Here is a 24,362-nt window from a genome sequence, read left to right on the forward strand (position 1 = left end):
CCGGGCCGCCCTCAGACCACCCGCTCGAAGACGGCGGCCAGCCCCTGCCCGCCGCCGATGCACATCGTCTCGAGGCCGTAGCGGGCCTCGCGCCGGCGCATCTCGTGGGCCAGCGTGGCCAGGATCCGGGCACCGGTGGCCCCGACCGGGTGACCGAGGGAGATGCCCGAACCGTTGACGTTGACCCGCTCGCGGTCGTCGGCGCCCAGGCCCCACGCCCCCAAGCACGCGAGCACCTGGCTGGCGAACGCCTCGTTGAGCTCGATGAGGTCCATGTCGGCGAGCGTCAACCCGGTCCGCTGCAGCACCGCGGCCGTGGCCGGGACCGGGCCGATGCCCATGGTCTCCGGCGGGACCCCGGCCACCGACCACCCGACCAGGCGGACGAAGGGCTCCCAGCCGCGCCGGTCGGCCTCGGCCCGGGTGGTGACGACGCAGGCCGCTGCACCGTCGTTCTGCCCGGAGGCGTTGCCGGCGGTGACGGTGGCCTCGGGATCGACCCGGCCCATCACCGGCCGGAGCTTCGCCAGGTCCTCCATGGTGGTGTCCGGCCGCGGGTGCTCGTCGTCGAGGACGACGCGGGCGGGGGTCTTCCGGGTGCCGGGCACCTCGACGCCGATGATCTCGTCCTTGAACCGGCCCTCGCGGATCGCGGCGCCGGCCGCCTGCTGCGAGCGCAGCGCCCAGGCGTCCTGCTCGAGCCGGTCGATCCCGTGCTCGCGACGCACGTTCTCCGCGGTCTCCAGCATGCCGCCGGGCACCGGGTGGTCGACTCCGCCGGCGGTCTCGCGGGCACGGGCGAGGCGGTCGTGCAGCATGACGCCGTCACCCTTGGCGCCGGTGCGCAGCCCCAGGGCGTAGTGCTCGACGTTGCTCATCGACTCCACGCCGCCGGCGATCACCACCGTGCCGGCGCCGGAGGCCACCTGCATGGCCGCGTAGACGACGGCCTGCAGCCCGGAGCCGCAGCGCCGGTCGACCTGCAGCCCCGGCACCTGCACGCCCAGGCCGGCGTCGAGGGCGGCGATGCGGCCGATGGCCGGGTTCTCGCCGCTGGGGTTGCAGTGGCCGAGCACGACGTCGTCGACCTCGCCCTCCGCCAGGCCGGTCCGCTCGGCGAGGGCGCGCAGCGTGGTGGCGGCGAGCTGGTTGGCGCTCAGGCCGGCGAAGACACCGCCCATGCGACCGACGGGCGTGCGCACCGGGGAACAGATGACGACGTCGTCCATGGACCCACTGTGCCAGCCCTCCCCCGGTCCGGCGCTGCGCAGAGCTCCGCTGGACGGAAGCCGAACGCGCCGACGCCCCGCCCGGCGGACCGGGCGGGGCGTCGGCGGGGCGGAACGTCAGAGGGAGGTGGTGCAGTACACGTGCCCGCTGTCGCCCAATCCGTACCAGAGCGCGGAGTCAGCCTCCTGGAACCGGCCGCACAGCTCCTCGCCGCTGGCGGCGTCGAAGGCGTCCTCGGTCATGTCCTCCGCGGTGCCGACGACCCGGAACTCGGCGTCGGACGAGGAGCAGTCGACGACGTCGAACTCGGTCGGGCCGGTCTGCTGCATGCAGTCGCCCACCTCCGGGTCACCCGCGCCGAGCAGGAAGCTCGCGGCGCCGAGGACGACCACGAGCGCGACGAGGCCGCCGATGATCGCCTTCACCTTGCCGCCGGACGTCTTCTGCGTGGGGGCGGTGGCGCCCGCCGCCGGATCCCCGGCGGCCCATGCCTGCTGATGCGGCTGGCCGGCGGGCGGCTGCTGTCCCCAGCTCTGCGGGCTGGGGTGCTGCTCGGACGGCTGGTGGCCGCCCGGGCCGGGGGTGCTCACATCGATCTCCTCGGTCTACCGCGGGGTGGTCGCGGGTGATCGTGGCGCATCGACGCGGTTCTGCCCGGTTCCGCCACCCGGACGAGTGGCGGAACCGAGGAGGTCAGTCGCGCGGCTTGGCCATCGCCTCGTGGGCGGAGCTCTTGAAGGCGTCGGGCAGCACCTTGTTGGCGGCCCCCTGGACCTTGGTCTTCAACGAGGACGCAAGGACCTTGTCCTTGCCCGCCATCAACGCGTCGAGACCCTGCTTGGCGACGTCGGCGGGGTCGTCCTTGGAGCTCTGGCCGATGGCGGTGTCGTCCAGGTCGGCCCGGGAGAAGAAGTCGGTGTCGGTCGCTCCGGGCATCAGGGCCGTGACGGTGACGGCGGAGTCCTTGAGCTCCTGCTGGACCGCCTCGGTGAGCGACTGCACGAAGGACTTCGAGGCGTTGTAGACCGGCTGGTAGGGGCCGGGCATGGTCGAGGCGATCGAGGAGGTCACCAGCACCCGGCCGGAGTTGCGGCCGGTCATCTCCACCAGCACCAGCTTGAGCATGGCCGCGGTCGAGACGACGTTGAGCTGCATGACCTCGAGGTCGTCGGCCCAGTCGGTGTCGACGAAGGCGCCACCACGGCCGACGCCGGCGTTGAGCGCAGCCGCCTCGAGGGGCCGGCCGAGGGCTTGGACCTGGCTCCACAGCTGGGCGATGCCGTCGGGGGTGCGGAGGTCGGCCCGGATGGGGATCACCTCGGTGCCCTCGGCCCGCACCTTCGCGGCCGCCGTGTCGATCTGGGTGTCCTCGGCGTTGATCACGACGTCGTAGCCGCGCTGGGCGAACTGCCGGGCGAGCTCGAACCCGATGCCGCTCGACGCGCCGGTGACCAGGGCGAGGGGCTTGGTCTCAGTCATGGGCGTGCGGGTACCCGGTGCCACGGAACGGAACCGTGCGGGCGGGTCGGGAGCGGCCGCGGTGCCGTCACAGCGGAACGGCACACTGCTCACCATGGCCAGTGCACGGGGGAAGCAGCCGACACTGACCGGGTCGGCGGTCGTACTCCGCCCCTGGGCGGCAGCGGATGCCGACGCGGTGTTCGCCGCCTGTCAGGACCGCGAGATCCAGCGGTGGACGACCGTCCCGTCGCCGTACTCGCAGGCGGACGCCGTCGCCTACGTCACCGAGGTGGCAGCCGCTGCCTGGGAGGACGGTGGCGCGGTGTTCGCCGTCATCGACGGCGCGACCGGCGACGTGGTGGGCAGCATCGGTGCGCACGACATGCGGGACGGAGTGGCCCACGTCGGCTACTGGACCGCGCCAGCAGGTCGCGAACGCGGGTTCACCAGCGACGCGCTCCGGACGCTCACCGGCTGGTTCCTCGGCGACGGCGGCGCCGCCCGGGTGGAGCTGGTCGTCGAGCCGACCAACGGCGGGTCGCTCCGCGTCGCGGAAGCTGCCGGGTTCACCCGGGAAGGACTGCTGCGCCAACGCCTCGTCGTGCGGGAACGTCGCGCCGACGTGGTCATGTACTCGATGCTGGCCGGTGACCCGGCCATGGCCGCCGCGGTCGACGAGCGGCCCGGCACACTCGACCGGTGACCGACGCGACGACCCCGGTGATCTGTTCGGCCAAGGGCTGCCCCCAGCCCGCCCGCTGGCGCCTGGTCTGGAACAACCCGAAGCTGCACACCCCGGACCGGGAGAAGGTCTGGACGGCCTGCGACGACCACCGCGAGTCGCTCTCGCACCACCTGGCGATCCGCTCGTTCCTGCGCCGCGTCGAGCCGTTCGAGCACGCGGGGTAGGTTCTCGGCTGCACACGGGAGCCCGGGCGCGGGCTGAGACGGCGGACGACCCCCGCCGACCGTCCAACCTGATCCGGTTCGTACCGGCGGAGGGAGCTGCCCGATGCTCGCTGCCCGTTTCCACGCGGCACACCGACCACTGGCCCTGGACGACGTCCCGGTGCCCGAACCCGGCTCCGACGAGGTGCGCGTGCGCATCGGCGCCGCCGGGGTCTGCGGCACCGAACTGCACTTCACCGACGGCCTGTACGCACCCGCGAAGACCCCGATGACGCTGGGGCACGAGGCCGCCGGCACGGTCGAGGCGGTCGGCTCCGCGGTCACCGGCTGGGCCCCGGGCGACCGGGTGGCGGTCTACTACTACCTGTTCTGCGGCGCCTGCCGCTGGTGCCTGCGCGGGCGGCAGAACCTCTGCCTGGCCCCGCGCGGCGTGCTCGCCTTCGCCGCGGACGGCGCCTTCGCCGAGCAGCTCGTCGTCCCGGCGCACTGCCTGGTCCGCCTCCCCGACGAGCTGTCGTTCGAGCAGGCCGCCCCGCTGTGCTGCGCCGGCACCACCGCGGTGCACGCGCTGACCGAGGCCGACGTCGAGCCGGGTGACCTGCTGGTGGTGATGGGCAGCGGCGGGGTCGGGCTGGCCACGGTGCAGGAGGCCCGGCGCCGGGGCGCCACCGTGGTCGCGGTCAGCCGGGACGACGCCCGCCGGGTCGCCGCCCGGGCGGCCGGGGCGACCGCGGCGGTCTCCCCCGCCGACCTGCCCGACACGGTCGCCCGGCTCTCCGCTGGCCAGGGCGCCGACGTCGTCGTGGAGCTGGCCGGCGTCACCGCCACGCTGGAGCTCTCCACCGCGGTGCTGGGCAGGCGCGGCCGGCTGGTCCTGGTCGGGTACAGCGCCGACCAGCTCACCGTCAGCCCGCTGGCCATGGTCGTCGCCGAGCAGCGGGTCGTCTCCAGCGTGGGCAACACCCTCGCCGAGCTGGAGCAGGCGGTGGCGCTCGCCGCGGCCGGCCAGCTCGCGCCGCCGGTCGCGGGCACGCTGCCGCTGGCGCGGGTCAACGACGCGCTGGACCGGCTCCGTGCCGGGGACGTCGCCGGCCGACTGGTGCTCACCCCGTAACTGTCGGGGGGCCGTGTCAGGATCGCTCCTCGTGCGACACCGCCGCGGGGAGACCACACTGCCCCGCGAGGTCGGCGTGCTGGCCATCGTCGCCTTCGTCGTCGCGCTCGGCTTCGGCATCGTCGCGCCGGCGATCCCGCTGTTCGCCCGCTCCTACGGCGTCGGGACGACGGCGATCGGCTTCGCGGTGAGCGCCTTCGCCTTCTTCCGGTTCGTGTCCGCGTTCGCCGGCGGCTCGCTGGTCGAGCGGATCGGCGAGCGGCTGGTGCTGGCGGCCGGGCTGGTGATCGTCGCGCTGACCACCGGCGCCGCCGCACTCGCCGCGACTTACCCGGTGTTCGTGGCCTTGCGCGCCGCCGGCGGCGTCGGCAGCGCGATGTTCACCGTGGCCGCGCTCTCCCTGCTGCTGCGCACCGCCCCGGCTGCGCAGCGCGGCCGGGCCGCGGCGACCTACCAGGGCGGTTTCATCCTCGGCGGCATCGCCGGCCCGGGGGCCGGCGGCTTCCTCGCCGAGATCTCGCCGCGGCTGCCGTTCTTCGTCTACTCCGGCTTCCTGCTGGTCGCCGGGGCGGTGGCCCTGGTGCTGCTCCGGGTGCCCCGGCGGCCGGCCCCCGCGGCGCCGGCCGGGCCGGTGGCCCCCGGCGTCGACCAGGGCGGCGGCGCCGACCCGGCGGCCGTCCCCGGATCCGAGTCGACCAGCGCGGAGCCACCCGGCGCGGGGGCGACCGGCACGGACGCGACCGGCGGCCTGCGTGCGGCACTGCGCTCCCGGGCGTACCTCGCCGCGCTGGCGGCCAACCTCGGCGTCGGCTGGGTGCTCTTCGGGGTGCGCAACTCCCTGGTGCCGCTCTACGTGACCGAGGAGCTCGGCAAGACGGTCGCCTGGGCCGGCGCCGGGCTGCTGGCCGGCTCGGTCGCCCAGGCGCTCGGCCTGCTGCGCGCCGGGACGCTCGCCGACCGCTGGGGCCGGCGCCCCGCCCTCGTGCTCGGCGCCGCCCTGGCCACGGCGTCGCTCGCCGTCCTGGTGCTGCCACCGGCCACGGGGGCGTTCCTGCTCTCCATGGCCAGCTTCGGCCTGGCCGCCTCCCTGCTGGCCAGCGTGCCGGCCGCGGTGGTCGGCGACGTCAGCCCGGCCCGCAGCGGCCGGGTGGTCGCGGTGTTCCAGATGGTCGCCGACCTGGGCGCGGTCTGCGGCCCGCTGGTCGCCGGCTGGCTGACCGACACCTTCTCCTACCAGTGGGCCTTCGGGGTGAGCACCGCCGTCCTCGCGCTCGGCCTGGTCATGGCGCTGGCGATGCCCCGCACGGTGCGCCCCGTGAGCTGACCGTCAGCCCGCCCGGACCACCCGGTGGCCGTGGTCGTCCGCGTAGGCCTCGAGCACCTCGGTGACCCCGGCGTCCCGGTGCAGGTACTGCTGGTCGAGGATCCCGGCGAGGTCGTGGACCGCCAGCCCGAGCAGCTCCCCGGCGACCCGGACGTCCTCCCGCGGCGCGTCGCGGGCCGCCTCGGACAGCTCCTGGGCCGTGCCGAGCATGGCCGCCAGCGACGTCTCCTCGGTGCCGTCCCGGAAGTAGTACGTGGAGGAGTACTGGGTCAGGTCCACCCGCGCCTGCACGACGCCGGCGGCCAGGCTCTCCAGCACCTGCGCGGCGAACTGGCCGTCCGGGTCGCCGACGAACCGGGCCGGGCCGACCCGGTGCAGCCCGGCGAGGCGGAGCGCCAGCACCCGCCGCCGGACCAGCGCCGGGTAGATCTGCATCACCCAGGTGGCCGCGGCGGTGAGCGTGGCGAACCCCAGCAGTGCCTGCCCGGGGACGACGACCCGCAGCCAGCTGGCCGACGGCACGATGTCGCCGTAGCCGAGCGTGGCCAGCGTGACCGTGGACGCGTAGAGCGCGTCCAGCCAGCCACCGCGCCGGGACGGGTCCAGGGAGCTGCCGAGCAGGAAGCCCTCGGGCATGTGCGGGGCGTAGACCAGCGTGAAGCCGACGACGAGCACCACCACCCAGGCGACGATGGACAGCACCATCGCCACCGGCCCGGCCAGCACGCCGGGGCGCCCGCGCTGCTGCTGCGACCGGGCCAGCCGCCAGACCGCGGACATGACGTGACCGCTCAGCCAGCCGGTGCCGGTCGGGTGCCACAGCGTCTGGAAGACGTCCCGCAGTCCGACGACCACCACCAGTCCGCCGACCGCGGTCACCACCCAGCCCCATGCCCCGTCCACCGTCGCCAGCCTGCCAGGGAGCGCGACGGCTTCCGGCAGGCGACCCGGAGGAGTTGGATGGGAGGAGCCACCGGGGGCGCCCCCACCGGCGGGGTGACCACCCTCGCGGCCTCGACCGGAGGTGCCGTGCCCGCAAGACCCGTCCTGCTCACCGTCGACGACGACCGCACCGTCAGCCGCGCCGTCGCCCGCGACCTCCGCCGCCACTACGGCGACCGCTACCGCGTCGTCCGCGCCGAGAGCGGCCCCGATGCGCTCGCCGTGCTCCGCGAGCTGACCGCCCGCGGCGAGATGACCGCGCTGCTGCTCGCCGACCACCGGATGCCGGGGATGACCGGCGTGGAGTTCCTGGAACAGGCGATGGACCTCGTGCCCAGCGCCAAGCGCGTGCTGCTGACCGCCTACGCCGACACCGACACCGCGATCCGGGCGATCAACGACGTCGACCTGGACCACTACCTGCTCAAGCCGTGGGACCCGCCGGAGGAGAAGCTCTACCCGGTGCTCGACGAGCTGCTCGAGCAGTGGGGCCGGGCGGCGCCGGCCTCGTTCGAGGGCATCACCCTGCTCGGCCACCAGTGGTCGGCCGAGACCCAGGAGCTCAAGGAGTTCCTCGCCCGCAACCAGGTGCCCTACCGGCACCTGCAGGGCGAGGGCGCGACCGCCGTCCGCACCGCCGCGGAGCTCACCGACGACGCCCTGCTGCCGGCCACCGTCTTCCCCGACGGCACGGTGCTCAGCCGCCCCAGCCTGCGCGACGTCGCGGAGCGGTGCGGGCTGCCCACCAGCGCCGGCAGCCCGTTCTACGACGTGGTCGTCGTCGGCGCCGGCCCGGCCGGGCTCGGGTCGGCCGTCTACGCCGGCAGCGAGGGGCTGCGGACCCTGCTGGTCGAGCGGACGGCGACCGGCGGCCAGGCCGGCACCAGCAGCCGGATCGAGAACTACCTGGGCTTCCCCCGCGGGGTCTCCGGCGCGGAGCTCGCCATGCGGGCGCGCGACCAGGCGGTGAAGTTCGGCGTCGAGGTGCTCACCACCGCCGAGATCACCGAGATCGCCCCGCACGGTGACGGCCGGGTGCTGCGCTTCGCCGACGGCAGCGAGGTGACCGCGCACGCCGTCGTGCTGGCCACCGGGGTGCAGTGGAGCCGGCTGCCGGCCACCGGCGCGGAGGAGTTCTCCGGCCGCGGCGTCTACTACGGCGCCGACCCACACGAGGCGCTGAGCTGCCGGGACGAGGAGGTGTACGTCGTCGGCGCCGCCAACTCCGCCGGCCAGGCGGCGCTGCACTTCGCCAAGTACGCCCGCCGGGTGGTGATGCTCTGCCGCAGCCCGGACATCCGCCGCGGCATGAGCGAGTACCTGGTGTCCCGGATCGAGGCCTCCGACGTCATCGAGGTGCGCACCTGCACCCAGGTGGTCGCGGTCGAGGGCGCCGACCACCTGGAGCGGCTGGTGCTCAGCGACAGCTCGACCGGCGGCACCGAGACCGTCGCGGCGTCCCGGCTGTTCGTCTTCATCGGCGCCCGGCCGCTCACCGACTGGCTCGGCGACGCCTTCTCCCGCGACGACCACGGCTTCCTGCGCACCGGCCCGGCGCTGCTCGACGGCGACGGCCGGCCACCGGCGGGCTGGCCGCTCACCCGCGCCCCGTACCACCTGGAGTGCTCGGTGCCGGGGGTCTTCGCCGCCGGCGACGTCCGGGCCGAGTCGGTCAAGCGGGTGGCCGGCGCCGTCGGCGAGGGCGCGATGGCCGTGACGCTCGTGCACCGCTACCTGGAGGGGACCAGATGACCAGCACCACCCCGCGGATCGACGTCGAGGAGCTGCGGTCGCTGTTCCTGTTCGAGTCCCTCGACGACGACGTGCTGGCCTGGCTCGCCGCGCGCGCCGAGGTGCGGGTCTTCGACGCCGACGCCGTGGTCTTCGCCGAGGACGAGCCGGCCGAGGCGCTGTTCGTGCTGCTGGAGGGCGGGCTGCTGCTCAGCAAGCACGCCACCGGCGAGGATCTGGTGATCAACGAGACGTCGCACCGCGGGACCTACGCCGGCGCCGTCCGGGCCTTCACCGGCGGACCGCCGCAGCGCTACCAGACCTCCATGCACGCGACCCGGCCGAGCCGGTTCCTGTGGCTGGCCGCCGCGGACTTCGCGCAGCTGGTCCAGCAGCAGTGCCCGATGGCGGTGCACCTGCTCGACGGCATCTACGAGGGCGTGCGGGCGACCGAGTCGACGATGCGCCAGCGCGAGCACCTGGTGCAGCTCGGTGTGCTGTCGGCCAACCTGGCCCACGAGCTGAACAACCCGGCGGCCGCCGCCGTCCGCGCCACCGAGCAGCTGCGCACCCGGATCTCCGGCATGCGCAACAAGCTGAGCCTGCTGGCCAAGGAGGGGCTGTCGCCGGAGATGGTGGCCAAGCTGGTCGCCGTGCAGGAGCAGTCCGTGCAGCGGGCGCAGAAGCCGCGGCCGGAGCTCACCGCCCTGGAGGAGAGCGACCTGGAGGAGGAGATCTCCGACCGGCTGGAGGAGCGCGGCGTCGCGCACGCCTGGGAGCTCGCCCCGGTCTTCGCCGCCGCCGGGCTGGACGCCACCTGGGTGGACGACGTCGTCGAGCAGGTCGACGGCGGGGTGAAGTGGGACGCCGCCTTCGGCTGGATGCGCTACACGCTGGAGACCGAGGCGCTGATGAGCGAGATCGAGGAGGCCACCACCCGGGTCTCCGCCCTCGTCGGTGCGGTCAAGCAGTACTCCCACATGGACCAGGCCCAGCACTCGGAGGTGCCGCTCAAGCCCGGCCTGGAGAGCACCCTGGTGATGCTCGCCCGCAAGCTGACCGGGATCGAGGTGCGCCGCGAGTACGCGGCCGACCTGCCCCTGGTGCCCGGCTACCCCGCCGAGCTGAACCAGGTGTGGACCAACCTGATCGACAACGCCGCCGACGCGATGGCCGGCGCGGGTGTGCTCACGCTGCGCACCCGCGCCGACGACAGCTCGGTGTTCGTGGAGATCGGCGACGACGGGCCGGGCGTCCCGGCCGAGCTGCAGCCCCGGCTGTTCGAGCCGTTCGTCACCAGCAAGCCCGCGGGTCAGGGCAGCGGGCTGGGCCTGGAGAACGCCAAGCGGATCGTCGAGCGCCGGCACGGCGGTTCGCTCACCTACACCACCGGCCCGGCGGGGACGACGTTCTGCGTCCGACTCCCCCGGCGGAGCGGCTCCTGAGGAGGCTGCGATGACCACCTGGGAGGTGCAGGACGGCGGCGCCTGCGAGCACACCGACGGGCTGCCCGAGCCGCCGGGGCCGGCGTCGGCGTGCCCGGACTGCCTGGCGATCGGCGGCACGTGGGTGCACCTGCGGCGGTGCCTGAGCTGTGACCACGTGGGGTGCTGCGACTCCTCGCCGCACCGGCACGCGACGGCGCACTTCACCGCCACGGCCCACCCGGTGGTCGCCTCCGCCGAGCGGTCCGAGCACTGGGCCTGGTGCTACGCCGACTCCGCGGTGCTGCTGCCGCGCTGACCCGGCGGGACGTGCGACGGCGCCCGGCCCCCTCGGGGGACCGGGCGCCGGAAGCGGTGGACCTAGGCGGGGCGGGAGCCGGCCCACTCACGCGCCGCGGTCACCGCCGCGGCGTCCAGGGCGTCGGCGTCGCCGCCCCTGCGGGCCTGCTCCTGACCGTCGAGCCAGGTGGTGTGGTCCTCCCACGCGTCCCGCGGGGAGACGCCCAGCGCCCGGGCGACCTGCACCCAGTCGGCACCTCCGCGCAGGGCGGCGCGGATGCCCAGGTGCCGGCTGTCGTGCGCCTTGCGGGCCACGACCTCACCCAGGGCCAGCAGCTCCAGGGCCTCCTCCACGTCGAGCGAGGTGCCGACGTCCTTCAGGGACAGCCAGTCGTCGTCGGTGTCGGCGTTGTCGGTCGGCGCGTCGATGGCGACGTTGTCCCGGCGGCTCAGGAAGTCCAGCCGGGTCACGGCGGTCATGAGCGACAATTCGCTCTCCAGCACCTCGGGGGTGATGGCGACCTCAGGCGGTGTGGTCATGAGGCACTGTGTTTCCCGACCGACCCGTCACGTAACCGTGATCCACGCGACACCGGATCGCAACCGGTCGGTCGCGCCGGTGGGTGACCAACCGTGGACGCCCGGCGCGTGCCCCGACGGGCGCGCGCGGACCCGGGTCCGTCGGTCACGCCGGCGGCCGCCCAGGCCGTCGGCCGCCGTGCACATCGACTCCCCCGGGCGGAGTACCCGGTCGGGGACGTGACCGGCGACCTCGAGCGACAGGGGACACTGGCCCCGGGGGCGAGTCGAGGAGACGGACAGCGGTGGAGAAGACGAGCGACGACGAACGCGACCCCGATCTGGTGGCGGTCACGGAGGGCACCGAGGCGGCGACCGAGCTGACCCGCCCATCGGGGCTGGACCGGGACCGCATCCTGCAGGCGGCGATCGGCTTCATCGACGAGCACGGCCTGGCCGCGCTGACCATGCGCCGGCTGGGCGCGGCGCTGGGCGTGGAGGCGATGGCCCTCTACCGCTACGTCCCCGGGCGGGAGGACCTGCTCGACGGCGTCGTGGACACCGTGGTGGAGAGCCTGTTCGACGACGACGACGTGCACCTGGAGCACGCCATCGGCTGGCAGGACCACCTGATGCGGCTGGCCCACGGCGTGCGCCGGATCGCGCTGGCCCACCCGGCGGTCTTCCCGCTGGTGGCCAGCCGCCCGCCGGCCGCCCCCTGGGTGCGCCCGCCGCTGCGCAGCCTGCGGATGGTCGAGTCCTTCCTCCGCACGCTGTGCGACAGCGGCTTCTCCGACCAGGCCGCCGTCGCCGCCTACCGGGCCTACTCCAGCTTCCTGCTCGGGCACCTGCTGCTGGAGGTCACCCAGATCGGCGCCCAGGTCAGCCTGCTCGACCAGCCCGAGGGCGATGCGGAGGCCCAGCGGGCCACCGACCTGACCGACTACCCGGCGCTGATGCGCACCGAGCCGCTGCTGAGCCAGGACAAGTCGGCCGCGGAGTTCGAGGACGCGCTGGAGAACCTGCTCGACCGGCTGGAGCGGGTGCTGCACGAGGCGAAGAACTCCGACGACGGCTCGGTGCTGGACCTCTGACCCGCCGGCCGGGGCCGGTCACCGCCAGCGGTACTCGTGCTCCGGCCGCCCCGCGCCGCCGTAGCGCGGCCCCCGGTCGGCCACCCCGCTGTCGGCGAGGTACTCCAGGTAGCGGCGGGCGGTGATCCGGGAGACGCCCACCCGGGCGGCCAGCTCGGTGGCCGAGAGGCCGTCCCCGGCGCGCAGCGCGGCGACCACCCGGTCCAGCGTCTCCCGGCCCATGCCCTTGGGCAGCGCGCCGGGCAGCGGCGCGCGGACCGCGCCGAGGGCCCGGTCGACATCGTCCTGCCCGGCCACCTCTCCCCCGCCCCGCAGCCGCTCCCGGTACCCGGCGTACGTGGTGAGGCGGTCGCGCAGCGCCGGGTAGGTGAACGGCTTGAGCAGGTAGCCGACGACACCCTGGGCCGCCGCCGCCCGCACCGTGGCGAGTTCCCGGGCCGAGGTCACGGCGAGGACGTCGACCTCGGCCCCGGCGCCGCGGATCCGCCGGCACAGCTCCAGGCCGGTGGTGTCGGGCAGGTTCATGTCCAGCAGCACCAGGTCGACCCGCACCCGGGCGAGCGCGTCCAGCGCCACCGCCCCGGTGCCGGCGACCGCCGCGGTGGTGAAGCCGGGCGTGCGGTCGACGTAGGCGCGGTGCGCCTCGGCGGCCACCGGCTCGTCCTCCACCACCAGCACCTGGATCACGACGGCACCCCACCCACGACCGCACCGGTGCGCAGCGGCAGGGAGACCTCGAACCGCGCGCCGGGGCCCGGCCGGCAGGTCAGCGTGCCCCCGAGCCGGTGGACCGCCGCGTCGACCAGGGCCAGGCCCAGTCCGCGGCCCGGTCCGGCCGGCCCCGCGTCCGCGGTCCCGCCGTCGGGCCCCTTCGTCGTCCAGCCGCGCCGGAAGACGTCGGCCAGGTGCGCGGCGGGCACCCCGGGGCCGGTGTCCTCGACCCGGATCTCCAGCCGCTCCGCGGCGGTCCACACCGCCACCTGCACCTCCCGCGGCGGGTCGCCGGCCAGCGCCGCCTCGATGCCGTTGTCGACCAGGTTCCCCACGATCGTCACCAGGTCCCCGGCGGGCAGCCCGGTGGCGGTCACCGCGGTGGCCGGGTCGATCTCCAGCAGCACCCCCCGTTCGTGGGCGGCGGCGGCCTTGCCCAGCAGCAGGGCGGCGAGCACCGGCTCGTCGACGGCGGCGACCACCCGGTCGGTGAGCTCCTGCGCGGTGGCCAGCTCGGCGACGGCGAACCGCACGGCCTCCTCCGCGCGGCCCAGCTCGACCAGGGAGACGGTGGTGTGCAGCCGGTTGGCCGCCTCGTGGGCCTGGGCGCGCAGCGACTCGGCGAACGCGCGGACGCTGTCCAGCTCGCCGGTGAGCGCCTGCAGCTCGGTGTGGTCCCGCAGGGTCACCACCACCCGGGCCGACCGGCCGGGGTCCCGCGCCTCGGTCTGGTTGACCACCAGCACCCGGCTGCCGGTCACGTGCACCTCGTCGACCGCGGGCCGCTGCCCGGCCAGCAGCTCGGTGAGCTCATCGGGCAGCCCGAGCTCCTCGACCCGCCGCCCGGTGGGGTCGCCGTCGAGCTGGAGCAGCCGGCGCGCCTCGTCGTTGACCAGCTGGACCCGCCGGTCGCCGCCGACGAGGACCAGCCCCTCGCGCACCGCGTGCAGCACCGCCTCGTGGTATTCCAGCGCGCGGCCGAGCTCGCGGGCGGAGAGGTCGTGGGTCTGCCGCCGCAGCCGCCGGCTCAGCGCCCAGCTGCCGGCGGCGCCGACGGCGAGCGCCGCGGCCGCCGTCCCGATGATCCCCGGGAGGGCGGTGGTCAGGTCCGCGCCGATCCGGTCGACCGTGATGCCCGCGGAGACCAGCGCGACCACCTCGCCGTCCGCGTCGCGCACCGGGCCGGTGGCCCGCACCGACGGGCCCAGCGTGCCGGTGTAGGTCTCGGTGAAGGTGTCCCCGGCCAGGGCCGGCGCGATCGTGCCGAGGAACGGCCGGCCGATCTGGCCGGGGTCGGGGTGGGTGAACCGGGTGCGGTCGGGCGCGAACACGGTGATGAACCCGACGCCTGCCTCGGTGCGCACCCGCTCGACGTAGGGCTGCAGCCGGGCGGTCGGGTCCGGGCCGAGCACGGCGTCGAGCACCGACGGCGACGAGCTGAGGGTCTCCACGACCGCCGTGGTCCGCGCCTCCGCCTCCTCCACCACCGACTCGCGGGCATCGAGCCACGCGACCACCGCCGAGGTCAGCACGACGACCGCGACGACCAGCGCCTGCAGCAGCAGCAGCCGGCGGGCGAGGCCGGGCTCCCGCCGGCGTCGGCTCGGCTTCCGGGTGGGCACCGCTGCAGTGTGCTCACCCGCCGGGGTCGCGCGGCGACCGGTGAACGAAATGACCGAATGCGTGACCCGGGTCACGGGGTGCCGCAGGGTGCGGGGCGACCATCCCGGGAGCCTGCGCGGCTCCTCCCGGCCGACTCCACAGGAGCAGTCATGGCCTCCAGCACCGACACCCAGCCGCCGCCGGCGAAGCGGCGCGACCGCACGCACTGGCTCTACCTCGCGGTGATCGCCGCGGTCGTCCTCGGCATCGCCGTCGGCTTCGCCTTCCCCGAGTTCGCGACCAGCCTCAAGTGGCTGGGCACGGCGTTCGTCGGGCTGATCCGGATGCTCATCGCCCCGGTCATCTTCTGCACCATCGTGCTCGGCATCGGCTCGATCCGGCAGGCGGCGAAGGTCGGCCGGGTCGGCGGGCTGGCCCTCGGCTACTTCCTGCTGATGTCCACCGTGGCGCTGGCCATCGGCCTGCTGGTGGGCAACGTGCTGCACCCGGGCAACGGCCTGCAGCTCAGCGCGGACCTGCGCGGCGCCGGCGCCGACCTGGCCGAGACGGCGGAGGAGAGCGGCGGCACCACCGACTTCCTGCTCGGCCTGATCCCCGAGACGCTGGTCTCCGCGCTCACCGACGGCTCGGTGCTGCAGGCGCTGCTGGTGGCGCTGCTGGTCGGGTTCGCCATCCAGGCGATGGGCCGCTCCGGCGAGCCGATCCTGCGCGGCATCGGGCACTTCCAGAAGCTGGTCTTCCGGGTGCTCGCGATGATCATGTGGGTGGCGCCGATCGGCGCCTTCGGGGCGATCGCGGCGGTGGTCGGGGAGACCGGCATCGACGCGCTGAAGAGCCTCGCGGTGATCATGCTCGGCTTCTACGCCACCTGCCTGCTCTTCGTGGTGGTCGTGCTCGGGTCGCTGCTGCGGGTGGTCGCCGGGGTCAACCTGTTCGCGCTGCTGCGCTACCTGGGCCGGGAGTTCCTGCTCATCGTCTCCACCTCCTCCTCGGAGACGGCGCTGCCGCGGCTGATCGCGAAGATGGAGCACGCCGGGGTGAGCAAGCCGGTGGCCGGCATCGTGGTGCCGACCGGGTACTCCTTCAACCTCGACGGCACGGCGATCTACCTGACCATGGCCTCGCTGTTCATCGCCGAGGCGCTGGGCGACCCGCTGTCGGTGGGCGAGCAGATCGGCCTGCTGGTCTTCATGATCGTCGCCTCGAAGGGCGCGGCCGGGGTCACCGGCGCGGGCCTGGCCACGCTGGCCGGTGGGCTGGCGGCACACAAGCCCGAGCTGCTGGACGGCGTCGGGTTCATCGTCGGCATCGACCGGTTCATGTCCGAGGCCCGCGCGCTGACGAACTTCGCCGGCAACGCGGTCGCCGCCGTCCTCGTCGCCACCTGGACCCGGGAGCTGGACCGCGAGCAGCTCGACGCGGTGCTGGCCGGGCAGCGCCCCTTCGACGAGGCGACCATGCTCGACCCGCACGACGACGAGGAGCCCGCCTCGGCGACCAACGCCGGCCCCGGCCAGGCCGACGCCGGCCGCGCCCAGCGCGAGGCCGCGCTCCCGCACTGAGCTGCGCGACCCGCCCCGCGAGGGCATCCAGCGGCGCCGTCCCGGACCTCCGGGACGGCGCCGCTGCGCGTTCCGGACGACCCCGGGGTGTGACCGCCCGGCGGCGGTGCGGTGTGCGACACACCATGTTGTTTACAGCGTAAACGGACGGGCTACCAGTGCTCCGCCAGGCCGGCCGGCGCGCACCGCGCGCCGCCGCCCGGGCCACATCTGCACCCGACGCACGAGGAGACATCCGTGATCACCGAGCAGGACATCCACACCGTCATCGGCACCAACGCCGTGGACGCCGACGGCGACAAGCTCGGCAAGGTCGGCCAGGTCTACCTGGACGACCAGACCGGCCGCCCCGAGTGGGCCACCGTCAGCACCGGCATGTTCGGCACGTCGGAGACCTTCGTCCCGCTGGCCGACGCCCAGCTCGCCGACGGAGCCCTCCGCGTGCCCTACCAGAAGGCCAAGGTCAAGGACGCGCCCCGGATGGACGCCGACGCCGGCCACCTGAGCCCCGAGGAGGAGGCCGAGCTCTACCGCTACTACGGCGTCGCCACGGGCACCGGGACGGTGGACCGCACCACCGACCGCACCGAGGGTGTCACCGACACCAACCGGCACGGCACGACCGGCCACGACACCTCCGGCCCCACCACCGACGACGCCATGACGCGCTCGGAGGAGCAGCTGCGGGTCGGCACCCAGCAGGTCGAGACCGGCAAGGCCCGGCTGCGCAAGTTCGTCGTCACCGAGAACGTCACCACCACGGTCCCGGTGTCCCACGAGGAGGTCCGGCTCGAGCGTGAGCCGATCACCGACGCCAACCGCGAGGCCGCACTCGCCGGCCCGGGGATCTCCGAGGAGGAGCACGAGGTCGTGCTGCACGCCGAGCGCCCCGTGGTCGCCAAGGAGACGGTGCCGGTCGAGCGCGTCCGGCTCGACACCGAGACGGTCACCGGCGAGGAGACGGTCAGCGACTCCGTGCGCAAGGAGCAGATCGACGCCGACACCGACGGCCGCACCGAGGCCCGCACCGAGGGCCGCACCGAGGGCCGCACCGCGGGCTTCGACGACACCACCCGCTGATCCGCCCGGCCGGCGGGTGCCCGCACCCGCCGGCCGGCCCCGCACGACCCCATCCCAGACCCCGGAGACCCCGATGGCCACCAGCTCCTCCCCCGATCCCACCGGCGCCGCGACCAGCGCCCGGGACACGGAGTTCCGCAACAACTCCGCCACCGGCGCTCGCGCCACGAGGGGCACCGCCCACGACGCGGTCGACGCCCAGCACGCCCGCTTCGGCGGGATCAAGTGGGGCGCGGCCTTCTTCGGCTGGCTCTCCGCCAACGGCCTCGCCGTCCTGCTCATCGCCGCGGTGTCCGCCGCGGGGGTGGCCATCGGGCTGACCGAGGACCTGGACGCCGGGCAGGTCACCGACCAGGCCGGCACCGTCGGCATCGGCGGCGGCATCGCGCTGCTCGTCGTGCTGTTCCTGGCCTACCTGGCCGGGGGGTACGTCGCCGGCCGGATGGCCCGCTTCGACGGCGTCCGCCAGGGCATCGCCGTCTGGGTCGTCGGCCTGCTCGTCGTGGTCGTCCTCGCGATCCTCGGCGTCGTGTTCGGGTCGCAGTACAACGTGCTGTCCCAGCTGAACCTGCCGCGCATCCCGATCGACGAGGGCACCGCCACCACCGCCGGGATCATCGCCCTGGTCGCCGTCCTGGTGGTCACGCTGGTCGGCGCGATCGTCGGCGGCACGCTGGGCGAGCGCTTCCACCGCAAGATCGACCGGGCCGGCTTCACCGCCTGATCGACACCGGCGCACCGCACGACCACAGGTGCGCGCACGACCACAGGGACTGCCCACCGGGGACCACCCGGTGGGCAGTCCCCTGTGACGTGTGCGGCGCCTGGGGCGCCGACCGGGCAGGGTCTGGCGTGTTGCCCGGCGAACGCCGTCGACACCTCACATCGTGGGGGCATGGGATTCACCTACCGCACGGCGCGCGCCGTGATGATGGTCGGGTCCATGTCGGACCCGGCCGGCCAGCAGGCCCGGCTCATCGGCCCCGCCCACGCGACGCTGGGACTCAGCGGCGCTCGCGGACGGACGGCGTTGTGCGGCCTCTACGTCGCCCGGGACGAGCAGGTCCCGTGGCCGCCGCAGCCCGACGTGTGCGACTCGCTCTGCCCCACCTGCAGCCAGCTCGCCCTGCTCTGAGGGCGGTGCCACCGGCCCCACCGGACACCTGTCGTCACACCCGCACCACCTGTCGGCCGGGTGCGCCGGACCGGTCCGTCCGAACCGGTAGACAGAACCCATGGGGAACGTCGCCGACCTGCAGGACGAGGCCGAGGGGCCCGTCCGGCCGCCCGCCGAGGCCTCCCTCGAGCTGACCGCGACCCCGGTGCTCAGCCAGGCGCTGGCGCACAACGGCGTCCCGGTCGTCTCCCGGCTGGCGGTGCACAGCGCCACCACCGTGCGCGGCGCCACCGTCCGGTTGTCGGTGGCCGACGACGGCGGCCCGGTCGGCCCACCGGTGGAGCGGCTGGTCGACCTGGAGGCGGGCCGCACCACCGTCGTCGGCGACCTGGGGCTCACCCTGGACGCCGGGGCGCTGCTGCAGGTGCCCGCGCGCCGCTCGGGCTGGGTCCGCGTCGAGCTGACCGCCGAGCGCCGCACCCTGGCCTCCCGCCGCCTGCCGGTGCACGTGCTCGCCCCGGGCCAGTGGCTGGCCACTCCCCTGCCGCTGGCGCTGGAGCTGCTGGCCGCGCACGTGCTCCCGCACGACCCGGCGATCGGCCGGCTGCTGGACGACGCCTGCGACCTGCTGGAGGAGGGCACCGGGAGCCGGGCGCTGTCCGGCTACGACGAGGGCCCGGAGCGGGTCGACGAGGTGGTCGACGCGCTCGTGTGGGCGATGCGCCGGCGCAGCGTGCGGCCCACCCTGCCGCCGGTGAGCTGGACCGACGTCGGTCAGGTCGTGCGCACCCCCGAGGAGGTGCTCGCTGGCGACGTCGGCACCAGTCTGGACACCACGCTCACCCTGGCCGCGGCCTGCGAGCGGGCCGGCATCCGGCCGCTGGTCTGGGTCGCCGACGGGCACGCCTTCTGCGGCTACTGGCGCGAGGAGCGCAGCACCGAGACCGCGGCCACCACCGACGTGGCCGCCCTGGTCGACCTGGTCGACCTCGGCGTGATCCGGCTGGTGGAGACGACGCTGCTGGCCGCCGGCGGGCAGAACGTCGCCGACCTGCACCGCCCGGCCCACGCCGCCTGGCTCACCGGCGACCTGGGCCGGCTGCTGGGGGTGACCGACGTGGTCCGCGCCCGCCGCGAGGGCGTGCGCGCGCTGCCGGTGCACACCGCCGGCGAGGTCGTGCCGGAGGACCGGCCGGCTCCCCTGCCCGCCGGTGCCGCCGACGCCGAGGCGCCGGCGGCACCCGACGGCCGCCCCGAGGTGCCCGCTCGCGTGCGGCAGTGGCAGAACGCCCTGCTGGACCTGAGCCCGCGCAACCGCCTCATCTCCTACGGCGAGCGCGCCGGCGTGCCGCTGGCCGTGCCGCACGACGCACTGCCCCTGCTCGAGGAGCTGCTCACCAGCGGCGTCACGCTCACCCTGCTGCCCGGTGACGCGCTCTCCGGCGTGCAGCGCGAGCGCGGGGTGCGCTCGGCGCGCGAGCTGCCCGGCGAGCTGCTCACCGAAGCCCTCGCCGAGCGCCGCGCCGTGCACACCGACGTGCCGCAGGCCGGGTACCTCGCCCGGCTGCGCAGCCTCACCCACCGGGCCCGCACCGTGGTCGAGGAGACCGGTGCGAACAACCTCTACCTGGCGCTGGGGAGCCTGGTCTGGGAGGCCGAGGGCCGCCCGCTCCGCTCCCCGCTGGTGCTGCTCCCGGTGCTGCTGGCCCCGGCCTCCCGGACCGGCGGCTACCGGCTGACCGCCGACGAGGCCGGCGTCGCCACCGTGAACTGGTGCCTGCTGGAGAAGCTGCGCCGGCTGCACGGGCTGACCTTCCCCGGCCTGGCCGACGGCGTGCGGCTGGGCACCGCGCTGCAGACGGTGCGCGAGGCGCTGGCCGAACGCGGCCTGCCGTGGCAGGTCGAGCCGACGGCCGACCTCGCCGTCCTGCAGTTCGCCAAGTACCGGCTCTGGTCCGACCTCGACCGGCACTGGGCCGACTTCGCCCGCAACCCGCTGGTCGCCCACCTGATCGACGACCCGAACGCCCCGTTCACCGACCCGGTACCGGACACCGCCGGCACGGTCGACCTGGACGAGCTGGCTGCCGGCTGCCCGGTGCCCGCCGACGCCTCGCAGCTGCGCGCGGTCGCCGAGGCGGTCGCCGGGCGCACCTTCGTGCTGGAGGGCCCACCCGGCACCGGCAAGTCCCAGACGATCACCAACCTGCTCACCCGGGCGGTCGCCGAGGGCAAGCGGGTGCTGTTCGTCGCCGAGAAGCGCGCGGCGCTCGACGTGGTGGCCCGGCGGCTGGACGCCGTCGGCATGGGGCCGTTCGCGCTGGACCTGCACGACAAGGGCAGCCGGCCGGCGGTCGTCCGGGCGCAGATCCGGGCCGCGCTGGACCACGCGGTCGAGGTCGACGAGCAGGGCCTGGCCACCGACGCGGAGGACCTCCGCTCGGCCCGCCGGAGCCTGGACCGCTACGCCCAGCGCCTGCACGCCGCCAACCCCGCCGGGCTCTCGTACCACTCCGCGCACACCGCGGTGCTGGCTGCCGGCGACACGGTCCCGCCGCTGCCGGTGCCCCCGGCCTTCGCGGGGCAGGCCGACGCCGGGACGGTCACCGCGGTGCGCCGGGCACTGGCGCTGCTGCCGGACATCGCCGACCTGGCCCGCCCCTCCGCCGGTCACGCGTGGGCCTTCCTGGACACGGTGGACATCGACATCGAGGTGGTCCAGCGGGCCGCCGTCGCCGTCGACACCGCCATCCGCGACCTGCCCGGCTCCGACGCCCTGGCGGCCGTGCTGCGGGCGGTCCGCACCCCCGAGGACCTCGACGACCTGGCGCACCTGCTGGCCGGGCCGCCGCTGGGTCTGGACGTGCTCGACCAGGTGCGCACCGCCCGCTGGGCGGCCGCGGTCGACGACCTGCTCGCCGACGTGGAGGCGCTGGCCGAGGCCGGCTCCCCCGCCTTCGCCGTCGTCACCCCCGAGGCGCTGGGCCTGCCACTGGGCGAGTTGTTCGTGCAGGCGCAGGAGGCCGCCGCCGGGTCCCTGCTGAGCCGGCGCGGCAAGCTCGCCGAGGTGCGCACCCGGTTCGCCGGGGTGCTGGTCGACGGAGCGACCCTGCGCACCAAGGACGTGCCGGAGCTGACCGCCACGCTGCGCGGCGCGCAGTCGGCGGTCCAGGCCCTGGCCGCCCGGGCCACCGCCGTGCCCGGGCTGCAGGTGCCCGCCGGCTGGAACCCGTTCACCGACGCCGGGCGCACGCTGCTCGCGGCGGAGGCCCGCTGGCTGCGCCGGGCGTCGGCCACCGCCGACGGGTCGGTGGGGCTGGCCGGCGCGGTGCGCCGGCTGCTCGTCGCCGCACCCGCCTCCGACCCCGCGGCGGCGGGCCTGGTCGTCCGGCTGCGCGACGCGGTCACCGCACTGCTGGACGCGTGCGCCAGCAGCTCGGCGCAGCTGGCGGCGTGGAGCGGCGAGCAGGGGCTGGTGCTGCACTGGACGATGACCCGCCCCGAGCGTGGCGTGGAGTACGTGCACCCGATGTCGCTGCGGCGCTGGGTGAGCCTGCTGGACACCCTCGAGCCGCTGCGGCTGTCCGGGCTCACCGAGGCCCGCCGGCTGCTGGTGCACGGTGAGCTGCCGGCCGAGGACGCGGTGCGTGCCTTCGACCGCGGCCTGGCCGAGGCCTCGCTGGCCGAGCGCCGGGCGGCCACCGGGCTGAGCGCCTTCGACGCCGGCCGGCACGAGGCGACGATCACCCGGTTCGCGGCGGCGTCCCGCGCCGTCCGGTCGCACCTGACCAGCGCGGTGCCGGCCGGGGTGCTGGCCGCCCGCCCGTTCGACCCGGCGACCGGCGACAGCCGGGTGGGCGCGCTGCAGCGTGAGCTGGCCGGACAGCGCCGAGGGCTGGGCGTGCGGGGCCTGCTGGCCACCCACGGCGACCTCATCACCTCGGTGCTGCCCTGCGTGCTGGTCAGCCCGGACTCGGTGGCCCGCTTCTTCCCCGCCGACGCCGACCTGTTCGACCTCGTGGTCTTCGACGAGGCCTCGCAGATCCGGGTCGCCGACGCGATCGGGGCGCTGGGCCGGGCCCGGGCCGCGGTCGTCGTCGGGGACAGCCGGCAGCTGCCGCCGTCGACGTTCGGCGAGCCCTCGGCGGCCGACGACGAGCCGGCCGAGGACACCGTCGCCGACGAGGAGTCGATCCTCTCGGAGTGCGTGCAGGCCCGGGTGCCGCGGCAGTGGCTGTCCTGGCACTACCGCAGCCAGGACGAGACGCTGATCGCCTTCAGCAACGCCCAGTACTACGACAACCGGCTGGCCACCTTCCCCGCCCCGGCGCACGGGCGCGCGTCCTCCGGGCCCGAGGGCCGCGGGGTCTCGCTGGTGCAGGTCGAGGGCACCTTCCACCGCACCGGCGGCGGGAAGCTGCTGCGCACCAACCCGGTCGAGGCGGCGGCCGTGGTCGCCGAGGTCCTGCGCCGGTTCGCGGCGGCCGCACCCGCGGTGCCCTCGATCGGGGTGGTCACCTTCAACGCGCCGCAGCGCACGCTGATCGAGGCCCAGCTGCGCGACAGCGGCGACCAGCGGGTGGTGGACGCCCTCGACCGCACCGACGGCGAGGGCCTGTTCGTGAAGAACCTGGAGAACGTGCAGGGCGACGAGCGGGACGTGGTGTTCTTCTCCACCGGCTTCAGCCCCGACGAGCGCGGGAACCTGCCGCTGAACTTCGGCCCGCTGAACCGCGCCGGCGGCGAGCGGCGGCTCAACGTGGCCGTCACCCGCGCCCGCCGCCAGGTCGTCGTCTTCACCTCCTTCGCCCCGGAGCAGCTGCACGCCGAGCAGACCGCGTCGCTGGGCGTGCAGCACCTGCGGGCGTACCTGGACCTGGCCGCGCTGGGCACCGACGCGCTGCCGCGCGGCGCCCGCCCGGCGGGGGCACCGGACCGGCACCGGGACGAGGTCGCCACCGCCCTGCGGGCCCGGGGGCTGGTGGTCCGCACCGACGTCGGGCTCTCGGACTTCCGGGTCGACCTCACCGTCGCGCGGCCGGCGGCCCCGGACGCACCGGTGCTCGCGGTGCTGCTGGACGGGCCGGCGTGGGCGCGGCGGCGGACGGTCGGCGACCGGGACGGGCTGCCGGTCGAGGTGCTCTCCGGCCTGCTGGGCTGGCCCGCGGTCGAGCGCGTGTGGCTGCCGACCTGGCTGGCCGACGCCGGCGCCGTCGTCGACCGGCTGGTCGCCGCCGTGGAGGCCGCTCCCCTGCCCCGCCCCGTCCCGGCGGAGCCCCCGGCGGTCGAGTCGTCCCCTCAGGCCCCGGTCGCCCTGGAGGCCTCGGCTGCCGAGTCGGGGCCGGCCGAGGACGAGCCCGAGGCAGCCGCCGCGGACCAGGACGAGAGCCCGCTGGCCGACGTCATCCCGATCCGCCCGGTGACCCGCCGGACTGAGCCGCGCCCGGCGGAGCCGGCCGCCGACGCCGAGGTCCGCACCGAGGCGCCCGTGGCCGCCGAGACCGCCGTCGCTCCGAAGACCGGGGCGGAGGTCGAGCTCGAGCTGCCGGCTGCCGTCACCCCGCCGCGCGCCCGGTCGGCGCAGCCGGCCGGGCCGCTGGACGAGGAGCTGCCCTTCATCGCCTGGGCACCCAGGCCGGCCGGGGAGAAGGCGCAGCTCGACCAGCTGGGCGACCCCGCGGTCGCGCGGGTGGTGCGGCGGCTGCTCAACGCCGGCATCAAGGCGGAGGGCCCGATCCACCGGGACCGGCTGGCCCGGCTGACCGCGGGCGCCTTCGGCCTGACCCGGGTCGGCGTGGCCCGCCGCGACGCCCTGCTGGACCTGCTGCCGCCCAGCGCGCTGCAGGGCGAGCACCTGTGGCCCAAGGGCACCGACCCGGCGGAGTGGACCTGGTTCCGCCGGCAGGCGACCGCCGCCGAGCGGCCGCTGGAGCACATCGCCCCCCGGGAGATCGGCAACGCGATGGTCGCCCTCACCCGGGCGGCCGGGAGCCTCACCGCCGACGATCTCCAGGCGCGGACGGCGGAGGTCTTCGGGCACCGCCGTCGCACCCCGGCGGTCCGCTCGCTGCTCGAGGCGGCGCTGCAGGTGGCCGTCGAGACCGGTCGCCTGACGGTCGCCGCCGACGGGGCCGTCACCGCCTGAGCCACTCCCCCTGGACGGTCGTGCGCTGCCCACCCGGGGTGGGCAGCGCACGACCGTCCGCGGGTGTCCTCGATGC

General features: G+C 75.4%; 20 protein-coding genes. 13 read left to right on the forward strand and 7 right to left on the reverse strand.

The window, feature by feature from the left end; genetic code table 11:
• Nucleotides 1–11 precede the first annotated feature (11 nt).
• The 3 genes from JD78_RS10265 to JD78_RS10275 form a co-directional block, all read right to left on the reverse strand.
• A complete protein-coding gene (locus JD78_RS10265) occupies nt 12–1,229 on the reverse strand; it encodes an acetyl-CoA C-acetyltransferase (RefSeq protein ID WP_153361829.1) in 1,218 nt (405 codons plus the stop codon).
• Nucleotides 1,230–1,346: 117 nt separating this feature from the next.
• The gene (locus tag JD78_RS10270; RefSeq protein WP_153361830.1) at nt 1,347–1,820 is read right to left on the reverse strand and encodes an LppU/SCO3897 family protein; all 474 of its coding nucleotides are present in this window, start codon (nt 1,818–1,820) and stop codon (nt 1,347–1,349) included.
• Between the two features lie 103 nt (nt 1,821–1,923).
• Complete coding sequence (locus JD78_RS10275; RefSeq protein WP_153361831.1) at nt 1,924–2,709, reverse strand: SDR family NAD(P)-dependent oxidoreductase; 786 nt, start codon at nt 2,707–2,709, stop codon at nt 1,924–1,926.
• 94 nt (nt 2,710–2,803) lie between these two features.
• Between JD78_RS10275 and JD78_RS10280 the strand changes: the two genes are divergently transcribed.
• The 4 genes from JD78_RS10280 (at nt 2,804) to JD78_RS10295 (ending at nt 6,038) form a co-directional block, all read left to right on the forward strand.
• Nucleotides 2,804–3,394: a GNAT family N-acetyltransferase gene (locus JD78_RS10280; protein WP_153361832.1), complete on the forward strand. Its 591-nt coding sequence runs from the start codon at nt 2,804–2,806 to the stop codon at nt 3,392–3,394.
• Nucleotides 3,391–3,600, forward strand: a complete 210-nt coding sequence (locus JD78_RS10285) for a hypothetical protein (RefSeq protein ID WP_153361833.1) — start codon at nt 3,391–3,393, stop codon at nt 3,598–3,600. The genes JD78_RS10280 and JD78_RS10285 overlap by 4 nt, the downstream gene beginning before the upstream one ends.
• Nucleotides 3,601–3,703: 103 nt before the next feature.
• On the forward strand, nt 3,704–4,714 hold the full coding sequence (locus JD78_RS10290) for an alcohol dehydrogenase catalytic domain-containing protein (protein WP_166521114.1): 1,011 nt from the start codon (nt 3,704–3,706) through the stop codon (nt 4,712–4,714).
• A 31-nt stretch (nt 4,715–4,745) separates the two neighbouring features.
• Entirely contained in the window at nt 4,746–6,038 is a 1,293-nt protein-coding gene (locus JD78_RS10295; RefSeq protein WP_243731019.1) for an MFS transporter, read from the forward strand.
• A 3-nt stretch (nt 6,039–6,041) separates the two neighbouring features.
• Here JD78_RS10295 and JD78_RS10300 read toward each other — a convergent pair whose 3' ends face one another.
• Nucleotides 6,042–6,941, reverse strand: coding sequence for a potassium channel family protein (locus JD78_RS10300; protein ID WP_208104068.1), 900 nt, complete (start codon nt 6,939–6,941; stop codon nt 6,042–6,044).
• Between the two features lie 126 nt (nt 6,942–7,067).
• On the opposite strand from JD78_RS10300, the gene JD78_RS10305 reads away from it, so the two are divergent.
• From JD78_RS10305 to JD78_RS10315, 3 genes are read left to right on the forward strand one after another with little or no spacing between them, the layout of a single operon-like run.
• A complete protein-coding gene (locus tag JD78_RS10305) occupies nt 7,068–8,732 on the forward strand; it encodes an NAD(P)/FAD-dependent oxidoreductase (RefSeq protein ID WP_208104069.1) in 1,665 nt (554 codons plus the stop codon).
• Nucleotides 8,729–10,156, forward strand: a complete 1,428-nt coding sequence (locus tag JD78_RS10310; protein ID WP_166521116.1) for a sensor histidine kinase — start codon at nt 8,729–8,731, stop codon at nt 10,154–10,156. The genes JD78_RS10305 and JD78_RS10310 overlap by 4 nt, the downstream gene beginning before the upstream one ends.
• 10 nt (nt 10,157–10,166) lie before the next feature.
• Nucleotides 10,167–10,454, forward strand: a complete 288-nt coding sequence (locus JD78_RS10315) for a UBP-type zinc finger domain-containing protein (protein WP_153361838.1) — start codon at nt 10,167–10,169, stop codon at nt 10,452–10,454.
• A gap of 62 nt (nt 10,455–10,516) precedes the next feature.
• Here JD78_RS10315 and JD78_RS10320 read toward each other — a convergent pair whose 3' ends face one another.
• Nucleotides 10,517–10,975, reverse strand: coding sequence for a hypothetical protein (locus tag JD78_RS10320; protein WP_153361839.1), 459 nt, complete (start codon nt 10,973–10,975; stop codon nt 10,517–10,519).
• A gap of 284 nt (nt 10,976–11,259) precedes the next feature.
• Here JD78_RS10320 and JD78_RS10325 point away from each other — a divergent pair, with 284 nt between their 5' ends.
• Nucleotides 11,260–12,048: a TetR/AcrR family transcriptional regulator C-terminal domain-containing protein gene (locus JD78_RS10325; protein WP_153361840.1), complete on the forward strand. Its 789-nt coding sequence runs from the start codon at nt 11,260–11,262 to the stop codon at nt 12,046–12,048.
• A gap of 18 nt (nt 12,049–12,066) precedes the next feature.
• Here the strand turns inward: JD78_RS10325 and JD78_RS10330 are convergent, their stop codons facing one another.
• Both JD78_RS10330 and JD78_RS10335 read right to left on the reverse strand, forming a co-directional pair.
• Nucleotides 12,067–12,735 carry a response regulator gene (locus JD78_RS10330; protein ID WP_153361841.1) on the reverse strand — a complete coding sequence of 223 codons (669 nt, stop codon included), beginning with the start codon at nt 12,733–12,735 and terminating at the stop codon, nt 12,067–12,069.
• A complete protein-coding gene (locus tag JD78_RS10335) occupies nt 12,732–14,381 on the reverse strand; it encodes a sensor histidine kinase (RefSeq protein WP_208104070.1) in 1,650 nt (549 codons plus the stop codon). The genes JD78_RS10330 and JD78_RS10335 overlap by 4 nt, the downstream gene beginning before the upstream one ends.
• Before the next feature lie 150 nt (nt 14,382–14,531).
• Here JD78_RS10335 and JD78_RS10340 point away from each other — a divergent pair, with 150 nt between their 5' ends.
• The 5 genes from JD78_RS10340 (at nt 14,532) to JD78_RS10360 (ending at nt 24,286) form a co-directional block, all read left to right on the forward strand.
• Nucleotides 14,532–15,944, forward strand: a complete 1,413-nt coding sequence (locus tag JD78_RS10340) for a cation:dicarboxylate symporter family transporter (protein ID WP_153361842.1) — start codon at nt 14,532–14,534, stop codon at nt 15,942–15,944.
• A 237-nt stretch (nt 15,945–16,181) separates the two neighbouring features.
• Nucleotides 16,182–17,024 carry a DUF2382 domain-containing protein gene (locus JD78_RS10345; RefSeq protein WP_153361843.1) on the forward strand — a complete coding sequence of 281 codons (843 nt, stop codon included), beginning with the start codon at nt 16,182–16,184 and terminating at the stop codon, nt 17,022–17,024.
• Nucleotides 17,025–17,097: 73 nt separating this feature from the next.
• A complete protein-coding gene (locus tag JD78_RS10350) occupies nt 17,098–17,748 on the forward strand; it encodes a hypothetical protein (RefSeq protein ID WP_153361844.1) in 651 nt (216 codons plus the stop codon).
• A gap of 171 nt (nt 17,749–17,919) precedes the next feature.
• Nucleotides 17,920–18,159, forward strand: coding sequence for a hypothetical protein (locus JD78_RS10355; RefSeq protein WP_153361845.1), 240 nt, complete (start codon nt 17,920–17,922; stop codon nt 18,157–18,159).
• 100 nt (nt 18,160–18,259) lie between these two features.
• Nucleotides 18,260–24,286 carry a DUF3320 domain-containing protein gene (locus JD78_RS10360; protein WP_166521117.1) on the forward strand — a complete coding sequence of 2,009 codons (6,027 nt, stop codon included), beginning with the start codon at nt 18,260–18,262 and terminating at the stop codon, nt 24,284–24,286.
• Nucleotides 24,287–24,362: the final 76 nt, after the last annotated feature.

Origin of the sequence: Modestobacter roseus, assembly GCF_007994135.1 — a bacterium.
GTDB lineage: Bacteria > Actinomycetota > Actinomycetes > Mycobacteriales > Geodermatophilaceae > Modestobacter > Modestobacter roseus.

Excerpts from the sequence above, each read along its gene's own strand:
- JD78_RS10360 (WP_166521117.1), top strand. The coding sequence starts at position 18,260 with ATGGGGAACGTCGCCGACCTGCAGGACGAGGCCGAGGGGCCCGTCCGG.
- JD78_RS10315 (WP_153361838.1), top strand. The coding sequence starts at position 10,167 with ATGACCACCTGGGAGGTGCAGGACGGCGGCGCCTGCGAGCACACCGAC.
- JD78_RS10355 (WP_153361845.1), top strand. The coding sequence starts at position 17,920 with ATGGGATTCACCTACCGCACGGCGCGCGCCGTGATGATGGTCGGGTCC.
- JD78_RS10275 (WP_153361831.1), bottom strand. The coding sequence starts at position 2,709 with ATGACTGAGACCAAGCCCCTCGCCCTGGTCACCGGCGCGTCGAGCGGC.
- JD78_RS10350 (WP_153361844.1), top strand. The coding sequence starts at position 17,098 with ATGGCCACCAGCTCCTCCCCCGATCCCACCGGCGCCGCGACCAGCGCC.
- JD78_RS10290 (WP_166521114.1), top strand. The coding sequence starts at position 3,704 with ATGCTCGCTGCCCGTTTCCACGCGGCACACCGACCACTGGCCCTGGAC.
- JD78_RS10340 (WP_153361842.1), top strand. The coding sequence starts at position 14,532 with ATGGCCTCCAGCACCGACACCCAGCCGCCGCCGGCGAAGCGGCGCGAC.
- JD78_RS10310 (WP_166521116.1), top strand. The coding sequence starts at position 8,729 with ATGACCAGCACCACCCCGCGGATCGACGTCGAGGAGCTGCGGTCGCTG.
- JD78_RS10280 (WP_153361832.1), top strand. The coding sequence starts at position 2,804 with ATGGCCAGTGCACGGGGGAAGCAGCCGACACTGACCGGGTCGGCGGTC.
- JD78_RS10265 (WP_153361829.1), bottom strand. The coding sequence starts at position 1,229 with ATGGACGACGTCGTCATCTGTTCCCCGGTGCGCACGCCCGTCGGTCGC.
- JD78_RS10320 (WP_153361839.1), bottom strand. The coding sequence starts at position 10,975 with ATGACCACACCGCCTGAGGTCGCCATCACCCCCGAGGTGCTGGAGAGC.